This is a genomic window from Constrictibacter sp. MBR-5 (assembly GCF_040549485.1).
Lineage (GTDB): Bacteria > Pseudomonadota > Alphaproteobacteria > JAJUGE01 > JAJUGE01 > Constrictibacter.
In genome coordinates this window covers 41,147-59,384 of the sequence record NZ_JBEPTK010000002.1, presented here as the reverse complement: position 1 = coordinate 59,384, position 18,238 = coordinate 41,147, and the positions used below count along the sequence as shown (strand labels likewise).

Genomic DNA, 18,238 nt, shown 5'->3' with positions numbered 1-18,238 from the left:
CTTCCTAGTCGAGCCGCGGGCCCATCAGGAGATCGGGGACGAAGAGCACCAGGCCGGGGACGTAGGTGATCAGCATCAGCACCGCGACCAGCACCACCATGAACGGCCAGACCTGACGGATGAAGGCGGCGAGGTCGACGCCGGTCACGCCGAGCACGACGAACGACATCAGCCCGACCGGCGGCGTCAGCTGACCGATCATCAGGTTGAGCACCATCACCACGCCGAAATGGATCGGGTCGATCCCGAAGCTGTAGACGAGCGGGAACACCACCGGCGACAGCAGGATCACCAGCGTCACGAGGTTCAGCAGGCAGCCGAGCAGCAGGAACAGGACGTTGAGCCACAGCAGCAGCATGGCGCCGCTGCCGATGTTGGCGCCGAGGAAGTCGCCCATCCGGTTGACCACCTGCTCGGCGGTCAGCACCCAGCCGAACAGGCCGGCCATGGCGACGATGAACATGATGCGCGCGGTGATGCTAACCGTGTTCAGCAGCGCCGCGTTGAGCGCCGCCCAGCCGATGGTGCGGTAGGCGAAGGCACCGAGCCCGCCCATGTAGACGACCGCCACGACGGCCGCCTCGGTCGGCGTGAACAGGCCGCCCATCATGCCACCGAGGATGATGACCGGCGCGAACATCGGCAGGATGGCGCGCCGCGTCGCCGTCACGATCTGCGCGAAGGTGGCGCGGGGACTGGCCTCGAAGCCGTGGCGCTTCGCCTGGAGCCAGATCAGCACCATCATGCCGCCGGTCATCAGCAGGCCGGGCACGACGCCGCCGAAGAACAGGCGGCCGACCGACAGCTCGTTCACGACGCCGACGAGCACCATCGGGATGCTGGGCGGGATGATCGGCCCGATCGTCGCCGAGGCGGCGGTGACGGCTGCCGCATATTCGGGCGAGTAGCCGCGCTTCACCATGACCGGGTTGAGCACGCGCGACGTCATGGCGGCGTCCGCCGCGGCGGAACCGGACATGCCGGCCATGAGCGTGCTGGTGACGACGTTGACGTGGGCGAGCCCGCCCCGGACGTGGCCGACGAACACCTGGGCGAGACCGATCAGGCGCTCGCTGACGCCCGAGGCGTTCATCAGCTCCCCGGCCAGCACGAAGAAGGGGATCGCCAGCAGCGTGAACGAGTTGAGGTTGCTGATCGTCGTCTGCGCGACGAGGCGCAGGTTGGCGCCGGTGACGAGCAGATAGGCGATGCTGGCCATGCCCATCGCGACCGCGATCGGCACCTTGATGGCCATCATGAGGAGCAGCAGGCCGACCATCATGAACAGCGGCTGGCCGGCGAGCGTGTCGAGGATGGGCTCAAACAATGTCGGCATCCTCGCCGCGGCGGAGCTTGGAGCGCGGCCGCCGCCAGCCGCGCAGCAGCTCCATCAGGCTGTCGAGCAGGTAGAAGATCATGATCGCCGCACTGACCGGCGTCGCGAGGTAGACCCACGACATCGGCAGCATCGCCGCCGGCGAGGTCTGCCGCCCGACGATCGGCAGGATCGAAACCGTCTGCTGGATCAGTATGGCGCACAGCAGCAGGAACAGCGCGTGCACGACCAGCGCCAGCAGCCACTGCGCCCGCGCCGGCAGGAAGTTCACCAGGAGGTCGATCTCGATGTGCGAGCGTTCGCGCACGCAGCGCGCGGCGCCGAGCAGGCAGATCCAGACCGCCATGAACCGCGCGATCTCCTCGGTCCAGGTGATCGGATACTGGATCAGGAAGCGGTTCGCGACCTGGAAGGCGGTCATGGCGACGATCGCCGCCATGACCAGCGCACACATCGCGTCGAGCAGCAGATCGACGACCCGGCGGAGTCCCGAGGGCATCGCTTCAGCCTCGGCGCCGAACGCCGACCCGGCTCACTGTCACGGCTGGCGCGCGGCTTCCACGCGTTCGAAGACCTTCGGCCCGAGGCTGGGCTTGAACTTCTCGTAGACGGGCTTCACCGCTTCGCGGAAGGGCTTGGTGTCGAGAACGATGACCTCGGCGTTGAGGCTCTTCACCTTCTCGGCCGCCTCGTTGTCCTGGCGCTCATACTCGTCGGCGACGCGCTTGATCAGTTCCTGGGTCGCCTGACGCAGGATGGCGACACGCTCCGGACCGATCTGCTGGGCCTTCGACTTCGAGAGCATGTAGGCACGGCCGGAGTCGATGTAGTTGATGCGGTAACCCTTGGGCGCCGGCTCGTAGTGCTTCATCGAGATCCAGCCGAGGAAGCTCGATTCCGCGCCGTCGACGACGCCCGTCTGCAGCGCCTGATAGACCTCGGCGAAGGCGACCGGGACGGGAATGGCGCCGAGCGCCTTCCAGGTCTCGACGATCTGCGGCACCTCCATGGTGCGCACCTTCATGCCCTTGATGTCGTCCAGGCCGCCAATGGTCTTGGAGCTGTAGAGCTGGCGCGCGCCGCTGGTGCCGTAGCCCAGGGCGACGATGTCGACCTCGTCCAGGCTCTTCGCGAGGTCCTCGGAGAGGGGGCCGTCCATCACGCGCTGCAGGTGCGCGCCGTCGTCCCACAGGAAGGGCAGCGAGAAGAAGTCGTGCGAGGGCGCGAAGTTCGCGACGATGCCGGCCGTCACCGTCACATAGTCGATGGTGCCGAGCTGCAGCCCTTCGACCATCTCGCGCGCCTTGCCGAGGGACTCGCCGAGGAACAGCTTCACCTCGATGTCGCCCTTGGAGAGTTCGTCGACGCGCTTGGCGAACCACTGCATGCCGGCACCGACCGGGTGCTTCTCGTTCACTTCCGTTCCGGCCTTGATGACGACCTTCGCCGCGGCGGGCATCGCCGCCAGACCGACCGTCATCGCCGCCGCAATCGCCCAGCCGGCGACGCTTCCCGAGATCCGCATGATGTCCTCCCCGTGACTTATTCGACCCCACCGTCTTCGCGGCGGGCTTCGAGCATGTTAACGGGATTCGAGGAGCAGTAAACCAGCCTGCGGACGCGGCGGAGACTCGGCCTCTATTTCCACGATGCGAGACGAAATCAGACGTCTATTTAGACGTCACTGAGGCCGATCAACGAGGCGTTGCCGCCGGCCGCCGTCGTGTCGACCGACACGACCCGCTCGGTCGCGAAGCGGGGCAGGTAGTGCGGGCCGCCGGCCTTCGGACCGGTGCCGGAGAGGCCCTCGCCGCCGAAGGGCTGAACGCCGACCACGGCGCCGATCATGTTGCGATTGACGTAGAGGTTGCCGACGCGGGCGCGCGCCGCGATCCGCCGCACGGTGGCCTCGACGCGGCTGTGGATGCCGAGGGTCAGGCCGTAGCCCGTCGCGTTGATCGCGTCGACGACGCGGTCGAGGTGGCCGGCCCGCCAGCGCACCACATGCAGGACGGGCCCGAACACCTCGCGCTCCAGCAGGCCGATGTCGTCGATTTCGAAGACGTGCGGCGCGAGAAAGGTGCCGCGAGCCGCCTCGGGATCCAGGTCGCGGCCGGCGAGCATCTTCGCCGTGCGCTTCATATGGCCGACATGGTCGCGCAGCCGTGCGAGCGCCTCGGCGTCGATGACCGGGCCGACATCGGTCGACAGCAGACCGGGGTCGCCGATCCGCAGTTCGGAGATGGCGCCCGTCAGCATGGCGAGGATTTGCGGCGCCACATCCTCCTGCACGAACAGGACGCGCGCCGCGGAGCAGCGCTGTCCGGCGCTGTCGAAGGCGGACAGGATCACGTCGTCGACCACCTGCTCCGGCAGGGCGGAGGAATCGACGATCATCGCGTTCTGGCCGCCGGTCTCGGCGATCAGCGGCACGATCGGCCCGGCACGCGCGGCCAGGACGCGGCCGATGCCGCGCGCCGTGTCGGTCGAGCCGGTGAAGGCGACCCCGGCGACGCGCAGGTCGGCGACGAGGAGGCCGCCGACCTCGCCGCCGCCGGGCAGCAGGTGCAGCACGTTTTCCGGGACGCCGGCGCGGTGCAGCAGCCGCACGGCGACCGCGGCGATGAGCGGGGTCTGCCCGGCCGGCTTCGCCACCACGGCGTTGCCGGCGGCGAGTGCCGCCGCGACCTGTCCGGTGAAGATCGCCAGCGGGAAGTTCCAGGGGCTGATACAGGCGAAGACGCCGCGGCCGTGCAGCTGCAGCCGGTTCTCCTCACCCGTCGGGCCGGGTAGCGGCCGGGCGCCGAAATCGCCAGCGCAGCGCACCGCGTAGTAGCGCAGGAAATCGACCGCCTCGCGCACCTCGGCCAGGGCGGCGGGGATCGTCTTGCCGGCTTCGCGGATGGCGAGGAACATCAGATCCGCCCGCTCGGCCTCGAACAGGTCGGCGGCGCGGCCGAGGATGTCCGCGCGGCCCTCGGCGGGCATGCGGTCCCAGTCGGGAGCCGCGCCGGCGGCGAGCGACAGGGCGCGCTCGACCTCGGCCTCGCCGGCGGCGCGCACCGTGCCGACGGTGCGGCCGCGATCGGCCGGGTCGAGCACGGGACGGGGCGCCTGTCCCGCTTCGCGGCCGCCGACGAGCGCCGCGGCCGTCCGCGGCACCGCGGCGGCCCGCTCCAGCGCGGCCTTCAGCGTTTCGAGCGTCAGCGGGTCCGCGAGTTCGAGGCCGGCGGCGTTGCGCCGCCCCGGGCCGTAGATGTCCGCCGGCAGCGGAATGCGCGGATGCGGCCGCGGGTGCAGCGCGCGCAGGCGCTCGGCGGGGTCGGCCGCCAGCTCGCGCGGCGCCAGGTCCTCGTGGACGATGCGGTTGACGAAGGAGGTGTTCGCACCGTTCTCGAGCAGCCGGCGGACGAGATAGGCCAGCAGCTCCTCATGCCCGCCGACGGGCGCGTAGATGCGCGACGGCACGCCGAAGCCGCCCTGCCCTTCCGGGGCGACGAGCTGGTCATGCAGCGCCTCGCCCATGCCGTAGAGGCGCTGGAACTCGAAGCCGCGCCGGTCGTCGCCGGCATGGTCGAGGACGGCGGCGACGCTGTGCGCGTTGTGGGTCGCGAACTGAGGATAGAGGCGGTCGCGCAATTCCAGCATGCGCCGCGCGCAGCAGAGCCAGGAGACGTCGGTCGCCTGCTTGCGGGTGAAGACGGGATAGCCGTCGTGGCCGGCGACCTGGCTGCGCTTGATCTCGGCGTCCCAGTAGGCGCCCTTCACGAGGCGAACCGGGATGCGGCGACGGCTTTGGGCGGCCAGATCCACCAGCCAGTCGAGCACGAACGGCGCGCGCTTCTGGTAGGCCTGCAGTGCCAGACCGAAGCCGTCCCAGCCGGCGAGCGTCGGGTCGCCGCAGAGCGACGCGAAGACGTCGAGGGACAGGTCGAGCCGATCGGCCTCCTCGGCGTCGACGGTGAGGCCGATGCCGTGGCCGCGGGCCGCGCGGGCGAGGTCCCGCAGGCGGGGCGCGAGTTCGGCCATGACACGATCGCGCTGGGCGTAGCGGTAGCGCGGGTGCAGGGCGGACAGCTTCACCGAGATGCCCGGCCGGGCGAACACGTCGCCGCCGCGCGCCGCCCGGCCGATGGCGTCGATGGCGCCGGCGTAGGCGGCGGCGTAGCGCTCGGCGTCGTGGGCGGTGCGCGCGCCCTCGCCCAGCATGTCGTAGGAGAAGCGGTAGCCGGCGCGCTCGGCCTCGCCGGCGGACTTCAGCGCCTCGGCGATGGTGCGGCCCATGACGAACTGGCCGCCCATGATGCGCATCGCCTGGAGCACGGCGCGGCGCACCACGGGCCGGCCGCCACGTGCCGCCAGCCCGCGGAGCACGGCGCCCAGGTCGCGCTCCTCGTCGGGACGCAGGAGACGGCCGGTCAGCATCAGCGCCCAGGTCGAGGCGTTGACGAAGGGCGAGCCGCTGTGGCCGAGATGGCGCTGCCAGTCGCCGTCGAGCAGCTTGTCGGCGATCAGCAGGTCGGCGGTGCCCGCGTCGGGGATGCGCAGCAGCGCCTCGGCGAGGCACATGAGCGCGACGCCCTCGCGGTTGGACAGGTCGTACTCGTGGAGGAAGGCATCGAGGCCGCCCACCGCGGCCGAGCGGCGGCGCACCTCCTCGACCAGCGCCACCGCGCGCGCCTCGATCCGCGCCCGCACCTCCGGTGCGGCGTCGAGTTCCGCCATCAGCGCCTCGCCCCGGGCGGTCTCGTCGGCGCGCCACATCTCAGCGATGCGCCGGCGCAGCGGGTCGAGGATGGGCGGATCGGCGAACACCAGGGGCGGTGACGTCATGGTCGCGATCCCTTCGACCGGGTTCGCACGGAAAGGTCGCTCAGAATCCAGGCCGCGCGGCGTTCATGTCCCAGATCGCCCAGGTGAGCATGCCGGCGAAGCTGACCCAGGCAAGATAGGGCAGCAGCAGGAGGGCGGCCGTCCCGCTGTGCCGGCGGAACGCCAGGGCCGTGGCGACGATCAGCACCCAGAGCAGGACGATCCACCAGAAGGCTCCCGCTAGGCTCTGCAGGCCGCCGAAGATCCACATCCAGGCGGCGTTGACGGCGAACTGCACTCCGAAGAGCGTCAGCGCACCGGAGGCGCCGGACCAGCCGGACCGGCGCCAGACCAGCCAGGCAGCGACCGACATCATCACATAAAGCAACGGCCATACCACCGGGAAAGCCCAGCGCGGCGGGTTCCAGGAGGGACGTTCCAGGCTGGCGTACCAGGCGTTCCAGTCGTCGATCCCGAACTGCTGGACGGCCCAGGGCACGACGAGGGTGATGGCGACGAGGACGCCGAGCACGGTCCAGTCGCGTGCCGAGATGTTCACGGATAGCTCTCCTTGGTGAAGTCGGACTTCAACGCGTCGGCGCGCCTGCGGATCGCCGCGATCTCGCCGCCGTCGCGGCGGTCGAGGTTGCGGATCTGCATCGTCATGCGCTGGTTGTTGCGGAAGCGGCCGCGATGCCGCGCGAGGAAATCCCAGTAGAGCGTCGTGAACGGGCAGGCATCCTCGCCCTCGGCCTTGCGCGGATCGAAGCGGCAGCCGCGGCAATAGTCGCTCATCCGGCTGATATAGGCGCCCGACGCGCAGTAGGGCTTGGTGCCGACGAGGCCGCCGTCGGCATGCTGGCTCATGCCCAGCGTGTTGGGCAGCGACACCCAGTCGACGGCGTCGGCATACATCGAGATGTGCCAGCGGTGTACGTCGAGCGGCCGGACGCCGAGCAGCAGGGCGTGCAGGCCGAGCACCATCAGACGCTGGATGTGATGGGCGTAGGCATGGTCGACGAGCTGGCCGACCGATTGCCGCACGCAGTTCATCTCCGTCTCGCCGGTCCACATGAAGCGCGGCATCGGCAGGTCGGCGGACAGGGCATTGCGCTCGGCATAGTGGGGCATCTCGCGCCAGTAGACGCCACGCACGAACTCGCGCCAGCCGACGATCTGGCGCACGAAGCCCTCGACGGATTCGATGGCCGCCCCGCCCGCCGCGTACGCCGCGATCGCGGCGTCGACGACCTCGCGCGGATGGATGAGGTGCAGGTTCAGGGCCGTCGAGAGGCGCGCGTGATAGAGGTAGGGATGGCCGGTCGCCATCGCGTCCTGGTAGCGGCCGAACCCCTCCAGCCGGTGCTCGACGAAATCGCGCAGGGCGGCGAGCGCCTGGGCGCGCGTCACCGGCAGGTCGAACAGGTCGCTGCGGCCGGGGGCGTCGGGGAACAGGCGGTCGACCAGCCGCACGACCGCGGCGGTCGTCTCGTCGGGGGTGAAGCGGCGTGGCGCCTTGATGTGGCCCGGCCCGTCGCGGCCGAAACTCTTGCGGTTCTCGGCGTCGAAGTTCCAGCGGCCGCCGACCGGATCGCCGCCGTCCATCAGCAGGCCGAGGCGGCCGCGATTCCAGCGATAGAAGGTCTCCATGACGAGGCCGCGGCGGCCTTCGGCGAATTGCGCGAAGTCGTCCGTGGAGCAGAGGAAATGCCGGTCGGGGACGACCTCCAGCGGCAGCGACAGGTCTTCCGCCAGGGCGCGCAGATTCTCCAGCACGCGCCAGTCGCCGGGCTCGCAGACGATCAGCCGCTCCGGCTTCGCCTGACGCGCCAGCCGCGCGAATTCGGCGCGATGCGCGCCGCGGTTGGCGCGGTCGTCGAGGGCGGTGTAGCGGACGTCGACGCCCTTCCCGCAGAGGTCGTCGCGGAAGTGCCGCATCGCCGCCAGGAACAGGACGATGCGCGCCTTGTGCTGGGGGACGTAGTCGGTCTCCTCGCGCACCTCCGCCATGGCGACGGCGTCCCGGGACGGATCGAAGCCGTCGAACGCGGCACTGCCTGGGTCGAGCTGGTCGCCGAGGACGATGACCAGGTTGCGGATGCTGCGCGTCACGGCGTCTCCGGAGCGGGCGGCGGGCCCTCCCCGTCTCAACGGCGGAACAGGGCGGCCAGTTCGAGGTGCGGCGACCAGAGGAACTGGTCGACGGGCAGGATGCGCTCCAACCGGAAGCCGGCGTCGACCAGCATGCGGGCGTCGCGCGCGAAGGATACGGGATTGCAGGAGACGTAGATCACGGTGCCGGCCCGGCTCGCCGTCACCGCCGGCATCTGTTCGCGCGCCCCTGCGCGCGGCGGATCGAGCAGCACGGTGTCGGCCTTCTTCAGGTCGGCGGCGGCGATCGGGCGGCGCACGAGATCGCGCGTCTCGGCCGCCACCGGCAGGGAGGCGCCGCGTGCCGCCGCCATCAGGGCGCCGACGGCGGGCGCGGCACCGTCCAACGCCACGACGCGCGCCCCGCCGGACGCCAGTGGCAGGGTGAAGGTGCCGAGGCCGCAGAACAGTTCCGCGACGCGCTGGCCGGCCGCAGCGCGGACGAAGGCGGCGAGCGCCGCCTCGCCCTCCGCGGTCGCCTGGAGGAAGGCGCCGGGCGGCACGGCCACGGCGACGCCGCCGAAGTTCGCCGCGATCGGCCGGAGCTGTGCCAGCGGCACCTGCGCCGCGGCGTCCGAGGGGCGCCAGCCGATGCGACCGGCGCCGGCCCGCCGTGCCATGGCCGCCGCCGCGGCACCCGCCTCGCGTCCCGGTTCGGCGCCGCCGACGAGCCCGATGTCCACCGTGCCGCCGATGTCGAGCAGGTCGACGTCGAGCCGGGCGCCCGACGGCAGGACATCGCCGAGGAAGGCGCGCAGGCCGGGCAGCAGCGCTTCCAGACGCGGCGTCAGGATCGGGCAGACGGCGACATCGACGAGGCGCCGGCTGGCGCGCTCGGAGAAGCCGAGGACGGCGCCGCGGGCCGTGCCGAGGGCCGACAGCCGCGCGCGCCGGCGGGTGGCCGGTGCAACCTGCACCGTGGGCTCCACCAAAGCCGCATCAAGGCCGTTGCGCGCCAGTGCGGTGAGCAGCAGGCTGCGCTTCCAGTCGGCATAGGCCGACTCTTCGAGATGCTGGGTGGCGCAGCCGCCGCACGCGTCGAAGTGCGGGCACGGCGGCTCGCGCCGGAGCGGCCCAGCCTCCAGCAGGTCGGCGACCGTGCCGACCAGCGTGTCGGCGCGCTCGGCCGTGACGCGCACGCGCACCCGGTCGCCGGGTGCCGCACCCTCGACGGCGACGCGCCGGTCGCCGATGCGGCCGATGCCGTCGCCGCGCGCCCCGACGGACTCGATGGTGACGTCAGCCTGCATGCCGCTCGGCGCCGATCAGGAACTCGACATTGCCTTCCGGACCTTTGATCGGGCTCTCGGTGATCCCCTTCACGGTCCAGCCCGGCAGGCCGCCCACCCAGGCGGCGATGCGGTCGCAGACCTCGGCGTGCAGGGCTGGGTCGCGGACGACGCCGCCCTTGCCGACACGCTCGCGGCCGACCTCGAACTGCGGCTTGATGAGCGCCACCAGGACCGCCTCGGGTGCGGCGAGCGACAGGGGTGCGGGCAGGACGGTTTCCAGGCCGATGAAGCTGGCATCGCAGACGACGAGGTCGGCCGGGTCCGGCACCTGCTCGCGCGTCAGGTGGCGGGCGTTGCAGCGCTCCAGCACCGTGACGCGCGCGTCCTGGCGCAGCTTCCAGGCGAGCTGGCCGTGGCCGACGTCGACGGCGTAGACCCGCCTGGCCCCGGCGGCGAGCAGCACGTCGGTGAAGCCGCCGGTCGAGGCGCCGACGTCAAGGCCGACACGGCCCTCGACCGGAAAGCCGAACGCCTCCAGCCCGTGCGCGAGCTTGAGCCCGCCGCGCGACACCCAGGGATGATCCTGGCCACGGACTTCCAGCGGCGCGTCTTCCGGCGTCGGCGTGCCCGGCTTGTCCAGGCGGCGCTCGCCGGAGAAGACGCAGCCGGCGATCACCAGCGCCTGGGCGCGCGCCCGGCTCTCGACGAGGCCGCGGTCGACCAGGAGCTGGTCCAGTCTGCGTTTGGCGTTGGGCTTCAAGTTCGTTGGTCCAGGACGGGCGGCGGCGGGGGCGTGCGCCGCCTCATATGAGGGCTCGGACCGCGCGGGTCAGCCCTTCGGCGTAAAACGTCAGCAAGCGGACCTAGCCCTCGTCGGGAAAGACGACGCGGACGCGCAGGCCCGGCGCGGCATCCTCGAGGGTCATCGTCGCGCGATGCAGCCGGATGACCGCGCGGACCAGGCTGAGCCCGAGGCCGGAGCCGGGCGTATGCCGGCTCGCTTCGAGACGGACGAAGCGATCGAAGACGCGCTCGCGCTCGGCTGCGGGAATGCCCGGCCCCGTGTCGGTGACGATCAGTTCGGCGCCGCCATCGGTGGCGTGCACCGCGATCGAGACGATGCCGCCCGTCGGCGAATATTTGACGGCATTGTCGATCAGGTTGGCGAGCGCCTGGGACAGCAGGTGCCGGTTGCCGCGGACCTCGACCGGTCCGTCGGCCGCGACCACGAGCCGCTTGCCGTCGTCCTCCGCCACCGGGCCATAGAGGTCGGCGACGTCGTGGACCAGCAGGGCGAGGTCGAGCCGCGTCATAGCCTGCCGCTCGGCGCCGGCCTCGGCGCGGGCGATGTCGAGCAGCGCGTTGAAGGTGGCGAGAAGCTGCTCGGCGTCCTCGATGGTCGAGCGCAGCGCGTCGCCATACGCCTCGACCGACGGCGGCTCCATCAGGGTGACCTCGAGGCGGCTCCGCAGGCGCGACAGGGGGCTGCGCAGGTCGTGCGCGATGTTGTCGGTAACCTCGCGCATCGCCGTCATCAGTTCCTCGATCTGCGCGAGCATGGCGTTGAGGTTCTCGGCCAGCCGGTCGAGTTCGTCGCCGCTGCCGGAGAGCGGGACGCGTCGCGACAGGTCGCCGGCCATGATGTCGCGGCTGGCGCGGTTGATCGCCTCGATGCGCCGCAGGGCGTTGCGGCTCATCAGGATGCCGCCGAGCAGGCCGAGGCAGATCGTGATGCCGCCCGCCCAGGCGAGCGACGCGCGGAGGAGCGAGTCCAGTTCGTGCCGTTCGGCCACGTCGCGCCCGACCAGGAGCTGCAGTCCGCCGCGCAGGCGGAAGGTACGCGCCCGCGCGGCACGATCCTCGGTCTCGCCGCCCATTGGGCGCTCATAGGTGAAGTTGACCCAGCCCTCCTCGTTGGGCGTGACGTCGGGCCATGCGTCCAGGTTTCCGGCCAGCGGATTTCCCGACTGTTCGGCGAGGAGATAGAGGCTGTGCCGCTGGTTGCGGCTGCGCTCGATGACGACGCGGGTCAGGCCGACCAAGCCCCACCGGCGATACTGCTCGGCGAGGCCGGTGATCTCGGCCTGGATCGTCTCGTCCGTCTGGCGCGACATGAAGCCCGCCGTGGTGGCGTAGACGAAGCCGAGCAGCGCCAGCGCCGACACCGCGAAAAGGACGAGATAGAGGACGGCGATCCGGAAGGTCGACGTCCGGAACAGCGCCGTGCCGTTAGGCGGTCTGATCGGCGGCACGCAGCATGTATCCGGCGCCGCGCACGGTGTGCAGCAGCTGGGGTTCGAAGCCCTTGTCGATCTTGGCGCGCAGGCGGCTGATGTGGACGTCGATGACGTTGGTCTGGGGGTCGAAATGATACTCCCAGACGTTTTCGAGCAGCATGGTGCGGGTGACCGCCTGCCCCGCATGGCGCATGAGATATTCGAGGAGCCGGAACTCGCGCGGCTGCAGGTCGATCCGATGGCCGGCGCGTCGGACCGAGCGCGTCAGCAGGTCGAGTTCGAGATCGCCCACGACGAGCCGCGTCTGGACCTGCGGCGGTTCGCGGCGACGGACCAGCGCCTCGAGGCGGGCGAGCAGTTCGGCGAAGGCGTAGGGCTTCGCCAGATAGTCGTCGCCGCCGGCCTGAAGCCCGCGCACCCGGTCGTCGACCTCACCCAGTGCGGAGAGGAAGAGGATCGGCGTGTCGATGCCGTCACCGCGTAGCGTGGAGACGATGCCGAGGCCGTCCATGCCCGGAAGCATCCGATCGACGACGAGAGCGTCGTAGTGGCCGGCCTTGGCCATTGCCAGGCCGTCGAGCCCGTCGGCGGCATGGTCGACGACGTGGCCGCTGTCGCGCAGACCCCGCACCATGAAGCGGGCCGCCTCGCGATCGTCCTCGATGACAAGGATCTGCATGATGTCCGAAGGGTAGCGCCGGGAACGCCCGCGGCACCAGTGCGATGCGCGCCGATGCAGGGGCTAAAAAGAGTGCGCCCCTCCCTGCGGGGGGACAGGGAGGGGCGCGAAGGTCCGAGCCGATGTTGTGGCTCAGGCCTTGTTCAGCGGCAGGGCGACGAAGCGCTCCTGGCCGTTCGTGTTGACCAGCAGCAGGACCGCGCGACGCTTGTCCTTGCGGGCGGCCTCGACCTGCGAGACGACCTGCGACGGACTGGACACCGCCTTCTGATCGACCGAGACGATGACGTCGCCGCGCGACACGCCGGATTCGGCGACCGGGCTGTCCGACGCCACGTCGGCCACGACGACACCCTGGACGCCCTCCTCGATGCCGAAGCGCTTGCGCGCACGGTCGTCGAGCGGTGCCAGCTTCAGGCCGAGCGCCGTCTCGCTCGACGCCGTGTCGCTCGACGACGGGCCGGTCTGCGCCGCCGCCATCTGCGGGTCGTTCGGCATCTTCGCGATGCTGACGTTCATCTCGCGCCGGCTGCGCTCGCGCAGGACCGTCAGCTTCGCGTTGGTCCCCGGCTTCAGGTCGGCGACGAGACGCGGCAGCTCCCGCATCTTGTCCACCTTCTCGCCATTGACCGCGAGAATGACGTCGCCCTGGCGGAGGCCGGCCTTGGCTGCCGGGCTGTCCGGCGTGACCTGCGCCACGATGGCACCCTCGGCCTTGTCCAGGCCGACGCTGGCGGCGATGTCCTCGTTGACGTTCTGGATCATGACCCCGAGCCAGCCACGCTCGACGAAGCCCTGCTCCTTCAGCTGGGCGACGACCCGCTGCGCCATGTCCGAGGGAATGGCGAAGCCGATGCCGACGCTTCCGCCCGACGGCGAGAAGATCGCCGTGTTCACGCCGACGACCTCGCCGTCGATGTTGAAGGTCGGGCCACCCGAGTTGCCGCGGTTGATCGGGGCGCTGATCTGCAGGAAGTCGTCATACGGACCGGCGCCGATGGTGCGGCCGCGCGCCGAGATGATGCCGGTCGTCACCGAATGGCCGAGGCCGAACGGGTTGCCGACGCTGATGATCCAGTCGCCGACGCGGCTGGAGTGCGAGGCGCCCCAGGCGACATAGGGCAACTCCTTGTCCGACGACACCTTCAGCAGGGCGAGATCGGTCTTCGGGTCGGTGCCGACGACCTTCGCCTTCAGCTCGCGCTGATCCTGGAAGGTCACGGTCACCTCGTCGGCGCCTTCGACGACGTGGTTGTTCGTTACGACGAAGCCGTCGGCGGAAATGACGAAGCCGGAGCCGACGCCCATCATGCGCCGCTGGCGCTGGGGCGAAGGGCGGGCATCATCCTCCTGGCCGAACCGCTCGCCGAACTGGTCGCCGAAGAAGTGCTTGAAGAACTCGCGCGCCCCTTCGGGCAGGCCGTCGGCGCCGCCGCCCGAGGCGTCGACGTTCTTCTGGACCTGGACGTTGACGACAGCGGGACCGACACGCTCCACGACGTCGGCGAAGCTGATCGGCAGGCCGCCGCCCGGCGCCTGGGCGGTCGGCGGGTTCAGCGCCGTCTGCGCCATGAGGTCGTGGGTCGAAACGAAGGCAACGCCGCCGCCGCCGATCGCCAGCGCCAGCATCGCCGCCGTCAGTGCGCCGGAACGGCGCCGCTTCTTGGTCGGGAGCTCGGACATGTGCTCGGTCTCTCCTATCTTTTTGTGGCGACCGCCGCGCCTGGCGCGTGTCGCCGTCCCACAGGCTAGATAGTAGCGGCGCCGGCTTTAGTGCCTCGCTCGGCCGATTAAATCTTGGTAACGGCCCTATTCACCGCGGGAACCTTGCTGTTCTCGGATCGCGTCGTTGAGTTCGCGGCGCGACGGACGGTTGTCGAACCCGCCGCGCGAGCCCGTATCCCGGTCGTCGTCGTTGCGGCGATCGTAGCCCCGACGGTCGTCGCCGCGCCGGTTGCCGGACCAGGAGCCGCGATCTCGATCGCGATCGTGCCGATTGCGGTCCCAGCGGCGGTCGTCGTCGCGGTCACGGCGGCCACGTCTGCGGTCGTCATCGTCGTCCTTGCGGCCGCGGTGCCAGCGGTCGCGGTCTCGGCGATGCCGGTCATTGTCGCGGTCGACATAATAGATCGGGCCGCGGTCGTAGTAGCCGCCACCATAGTAGGACGAGCCGCCGTAGTAGGCCGGCGAACCGCCATAGTATCCGTCGTCGTAGTAGCCGTCGTCCGTGACGCAACCCGCCAGACCGATGAGTGCTGCGCCGACGAGCAGAACCCGCATCATGAGTATCTTCCCCGAGCTGTGAGCCGCATTGAGCGGACGCTGAGGTACAGGCTGCCACACACCGCCTGAACCCTGGCTGAACGTCCGACGGCGCCGTTCGGCGTCAACGGCTCACGTCGACGTGATGCGCTATGACCTCCGGGGCACCACCCGGCGGCGCCGGAGCGACCTCCCCCTGGACACGCGCGGCACAGGCCTCGCGGCACCGTTGATTGACGTCGGAGGCCCACGCCTCGGCCGCACGCGACGAAGCGACCGAACCGTTCGAAGACATCGATGACGATCCTGCCGGAGACGGCCCGCCACCGACACCTCCGGACATCCGGACCACGACGTAGGGCGGCGAAACCGTCCGGTCGCGGAACATCAGGAAGCGGTCGCCCGTGCCAAAATTGCCTATCCAACCGTCGAGCGACACCCGCTCGCCGGCAGTCGCCCGGGCGATGTCGTCGAACGTCACATCGGGATAGGAAGGTGCGGAAGGTGCGACCTGACCCGTCCCGCCCGCCCGAGACGCGGTCGAAGAAGCGCCGGGATCGCTTCCGGACCCTGTGGCGGAGGCTGCGGAATTGGAGGCCGCGGAACCAGCGGAGGCACGGCCGGCGGTCGCGTTACCGGGCGCAGACGATTGCCGGGACGCATTTCCGGGCGCGGTCGACGCGCCGGATGCGCCGCCACCCATCGGGGGAAGCAGCGTATAGGTGCCGTTGTCGCGGAGCAGCAAGCGCTGGCCGGAGGATGGGTCGGTCAGAACGCGGTCGGCGACCGCACCGCCCGTCGTGGCGGCAAGGATGCCGGCGGCGAGACCGAGCGTCGCGCGGTTCAGGAGAGAATGGGCCATGGCACCGGTTCCAGGAAGTCCCCGGTTGGAGAACACCCGGAGCCGGCTGTAGTTCCGCGGGACGAAAGCCGGCGTCAGCGACGCTGGCGGCGCCAGCGATCCACGACGTTCGCGAGCAGGGTCGTGTCGCTGTCGTCGGTCTGCCACAGCGCCGAGAAGTGGGCATTGCCCGAGCGCGGCCGTCGATCCTCGGGAAGCTCGTCGAAATGCAGGCGCATCGGAACCGTGACGCCCTCGCCGACGACGATAGCCTCGGCGTTGCGCAGCGACGGCAGCGATCCCATCAGGCCCGGGGTGGCATCCGAGATCGCGGCGTTGACGAACTCCTGGTCCTTCTGGCTGGTCATGCGCAGCGCGAAGATGGTGTTGCACTGCGACAGCAGGCCCGCCTCGAGTTCCGACGGGCGCTGGGTGATGACGCAGAGCGACAGGCCGTACTTGCGGCCTTCCTTGGCGATGCGGGACAAGGCGCGCTTGGCCGGCTCGAAACCGAGATCGCTGTTCTGCGGCGCATAGCGGTGCGCCTCCTCGCAGACCAGCAGGATCGGCATCTGGCGCTCGCTCCACAGCGCGATGTCGAGCGTCATGCGCGCAATCACCGACACGACGACGTTGATCACCTCCGACGGAATGCCGGACAGGTCGATGATCGCGATCGGCTTGCCGTTGGCCGGCAGCCGGAAGATGCGCGACAGGACCGAGACCATGTTGTCGCGCAGGACGACGCCCTGCGGAAACATGAAGGTGAAGCGTCGATCCGACTGCAGCACCATCAGCCGGCTCTTCAGGCGCATGTAGGGCTGGACGTCGGTGCGTCGCTCGAGCTTGCCCATCGCCTCGTCGATGGCGCGGGTCACTTCGCTGATCTTGTAGGGCACCGGCGTGTCGACCGTGACGAAGTTGGCGTCCTCGGGATCCGGGATGAGCCGCAGCTTCGCCTGGGTGATGGTCTCGCGCAGGATCGCCGCCTCGCCCTCCCAATCGGCGCGGGCGGAGCCGAAGATGATCTCGGCCAGTTCCTCGAAGTTGAAGAGCCAGTAGGGAAGCTGGAGGTTCGTCGAGTCGAGCACCTCCGCCGCCTCGCCGAAGGCACTCGCATACTCGCCGTGCGGATCGAGCAGGACGACGTGCGCATTGTCGTGCTTGTCGAGGAGGGCGTGCAGGATCAGGGCGACGGCGCAGGACTTGCCCGAGCCGGTCGTGCCGAGGATGGCGAAGTGCTTGCCCAGCAGGTCGTCGAGGACGACGAAGGCCGGGATCGTCTTGTCCTGATGGATCGTGCCGACGCGCACCGTCGCGACCGCCGGCCGCGCATAGACATTGCCCAGATCCTCCTGGGTGGCGCTGTACACGTCGGCGCCGAGCGCCGGGAACTGCGAGACGCCGCGCTGGAAGTCGCCGCCCTCCGTCGATTCCTCGCCGACGAGGTCGACCTCGGCGATCTTGAGCTCGGTGTCGCCCGGCTCCTGCGTCGGGATCGGAATGCTGAAGCCGCTCACCATGCCGAACACGATGGTGTCGGCGGTGTAGATCTTGACCAGCGAGCCGACCTGGACCGTCTGTTCCGCCGGATGCTCGCCGTTGGAGCGTGGATCGCGTATCAGCGCGATGATCTGCGCACCGGAGACGGAGACCACCCGCCCGATCTTGATCGACGTACCACTGCGCGGGAGTACCAACGTCGCGTCATCCGGCATGCGAATGATCCCCATGAAAGAAGGTCGTGCCCGGGACGACCCTGTCGGCCGGGAAGACGAGGGACGCCGACGTCCCCTGCCCCGGTTCGCTCTCGATGACCAGCGAGCCGCCGTGGAGTTCCATGAACGATTTGGTGATGGGCAGGCCGAGACCGGTGCCCTCGTATTTGCGGTTCAGCCCGCCGTCGACCTGGGTGAAGGGCTGGAGCACCTTCGCCATGTCGTCCTTCTTGATCCCGATGCCATTGTCGCGGACGCACAGGGCCAATCCGCCACCTTCGACCGCATGCGCGATCAGCCGGACCTCGCCCTGCTCGAGCGTGAACTTCACGGCGTTCGACAGCAGGTTGATGAGCATCTGCCGGAGCTTCTGCTCGTCGGCGACGATCATCGGCAGGTCGTTGGGGAACTCCGTCACCGTGCGGATGCCGCGCTGCTCGGCGCGCTCGCGGATGAGCGACAACGAGAACTCGCAGACGTCGTGGACGTCGACCTCCTGGTCGTCGAGTTCGATCTTGCCCGCCTCGATCTTCGCCAGGTCCAGGATGTCGTTGATGACCGACAGCAGGTGGTTGCCGCTGGCGTGGATGTCGCGGACGTAGGTCTCGTATTTCTGCGTGCCGAGGGGACCGAAGAGCTGGTCGATCATGACCTGGGAGAAGCCGATCACCGCGTTCAGCGGCGAGCGCAGTTCGTGGCTCATGTTCGCCAGGAACTCGGTCTTCGCCCGGTTCGCCGCCTGGGCCTCCAGCATCGACTTGTGCGCGAGGTCGGCCGCGGCCTCGGCCTCCTGCTTGGCGACGCTCAGGGCGGCCTCGGCGCGATGGCGCTCGACGATGCGCCCGAGCTGGTCGCCATAGCGATACAGCAGTGAGTTGGACGGTCCGCGCCGCCTACGCATGTCCAGCATTCGCTACACCCGAGGGAAACGCGTGAGAAGGAGCGACAGAGCCGCGGCGGGGAGGGCTCC

15 protein-coding genes are annotated in these 18,238 nt (G+C 70.0%); all 15 read right to left on the bottom strand.

Annotated features, from left to right (window positions below; all coding sequences use genetic code 11):
• Positions 1-4 precede the first annotated feature (4 nt).
• Positions 5-1,327 (bottom strand): TRAP transporter large permease, encoded by a 1,323-nt coding sequence (locus tag ABIE65_RS04265; protein WP_354075806.1) that lies wholly within the window; start codon positions 1,325-1,327, stop codon positions 5-7.
• Positions 1,320-1,835 (bottom strand): TRAP transporter small permease, encoded by a 516-nt coding sequence (locus ABIE65_RS04260; RefSeq protein WP_354075804.1) that lies wholly within the window; start codon positions 1,833-1,835, stop codon positions 1,320-1,322. The genes ABIE65_RS04265 and ABIE65_RS04260 overlap by 8 nt, the downstream gene beginning before the upstream one ends.
• Before the next feature lie 39 nt (positions 1,836-1,874).
• Positions 1,875-2,861: a TRAP transporter substrate-binding protein gene (locus tag ABIE65_RS04255; RefSeq protein WP_354075802.1), complete on the bottom strand. Its 987-nt coding sequence runs from the start codon at positions 2,859-2,861 to the stop codon at positions 1,875-1,877.
• Positions 2,862-3,010: 149 nt separating this feature from the next.
• Positions 3,011-6,169 (bottom strand): bifunctional proline dehydrogenase/L-glutamate gamma-semialdehyde dehydrogenase PutA, encoded by a 3,159-nt coding sequence (putA, locus tag ABIE65_RS04250; protein ID WP_354075801.1) that lies wholly within the window; start codon positions 6,167-6,169, stop codon positions 3,011-3,013.
• A 40-nt stretch (positions 6,170-6,209) separates the two neighbouring features.
• Positions 6,210-6,707 (bottom strand): TspO/MBR family protein, encoded by a 498-nt coding sequence (locus ABIE65_RS04245; RefSeq protein WP_354075800.1) that lies wholly within the window; start codon positions 6,705-6,707, stop codon positions 6,210-6,212.
• Positions 6,704-8,260 (bottom strand): cryptochrome/photolyase family protein, encoded by a 1,557-nt coding sequence (locus tag ABIE65_RS04240; RefSeq protein ID WP_354075798.1) that lies wholly within the window; start codon positions 8,258-8,260, stop codon positions 6,704-6,706. Before ABIE65_RS04240 ends, ABIE65_RS04245 begins: the two co-directional genes overlap by 4 nt.
• A 35-nt stretch (positions 8,261-8,295) precedes the next feature.
• Positions 8,296-9,549 carry a class I SAM-dependent RNA methyltransferase gene (locus ABIE65_RS04235; protein WP_354075797.1) on the bottom strand — a complete coding sequence of 418 codons (1,254 nt, stop codon included), beginning with the start codon at positions 9,547-9,549 and terminating at the stop codon, positions 8,296-8,298.
• Positions 9,539-10,291 carry a TlyA family RNA methyltransferase gene (locus ABIE65_RS04230; protein ID WP_354075796.1) on the bottom strand — a complete coding sequence of 251 codons (753 nt, stop codon included), beginning with the start codon at positions 10,289-10,291 and terminating at the stop codon, positions 9,539-9,541. Before ABIE65_RS04230 ends, ABIE65_RS04235 begins: the two co-directional genes overlap by 11 nt.
• A gap of 103 nt (positions 10,292-10,394) precedes the next feature.
• Complete coding sequence (locus tag ABIE65_RS04225; RefSeq protein WP_354075795.1) at positions 10,395-11,783, bottom strand: sensor histidine kinase; 1,389 nt, start codon at positions 11,781-11,783, stop codon at positions 10,395-10,397.
• A complete protein-coding gene (locus ABIE65_RS04220; protein ID WP_354075793.1) occupies positions 11,761-12,447 on the bottom strand; it encodes a winged helix-turn-helix domain-containing protein in 687 nt (228 codons plus the stop codon). Before ABIE65_RS04220 ends, ABIE65_RS04225 begins: the two co-directional genes overlap by 23 nt.
• A gap of 132 nt (positions 12,448-12,579) precedes the next feature.
• Positions 12,580-14,130, bottom strand: coding sequence for a DegQ family serine endoprotease (locus tag ABIE65_RS04215; protein WP_354075792.1), 1,551 nt, complete (start codon positions 14,128-14,130; stop codon positions 12,580-12,582).
• 126 nt (positions 14,131-14,256) lie between these two features.
• Positions 14,257-14,730 (bottom strand): hypothetical protein, encoded by a 474-nt coding sequence (locus ABIE65_RS04210; RefSeq protein WP_354075791.1) that lies wholly within the window; start codon positions 14,728-14,730, stop codon positions 14,257-14,259.
• Positions 14,731-14,833: 103 nt separating this feature from the next.
• Positions 14,834-15,571 (bottom strand): hypothetical protein, encoded by a 738-nt coding sequence (locus ABIE65_RS04205; RefSeq protein ID WP_354075790.1) that lies wholly within the window; start codon positions 15,569-15,571, stop codon positions 14,834-14,836.
• Between the two features lie 74 nt (positions 15,572-15,645).
• Positions 15,646-17,268: an ATP-binding protein gene (locus ABIE65_RS04200; protein WP_354075788.1), complete on the bottom strand. Its 1,623-nt coding sequence runs from the start codon at positions 17,266-17,268 to the stop codon at positions 15,646-15,648.
• On the bottom strand, positions 17,258-18,169 hold the full coding sequence (locus tag ABIE65_RS04195) for a sensor histidine kinase (RefSeq protein ID WP_354075787.1): 912 nt from the start codon (positions 18,167-18,169) through the stop codon (positions 17,258-17,260). Before ABIE65_RS04195 ends, ABIE65_RS04200 begins: the two co-directional genes overlap by 11 nt.
• Positions 18,170-18,238 lie beyond the last annotated feature (69 nt).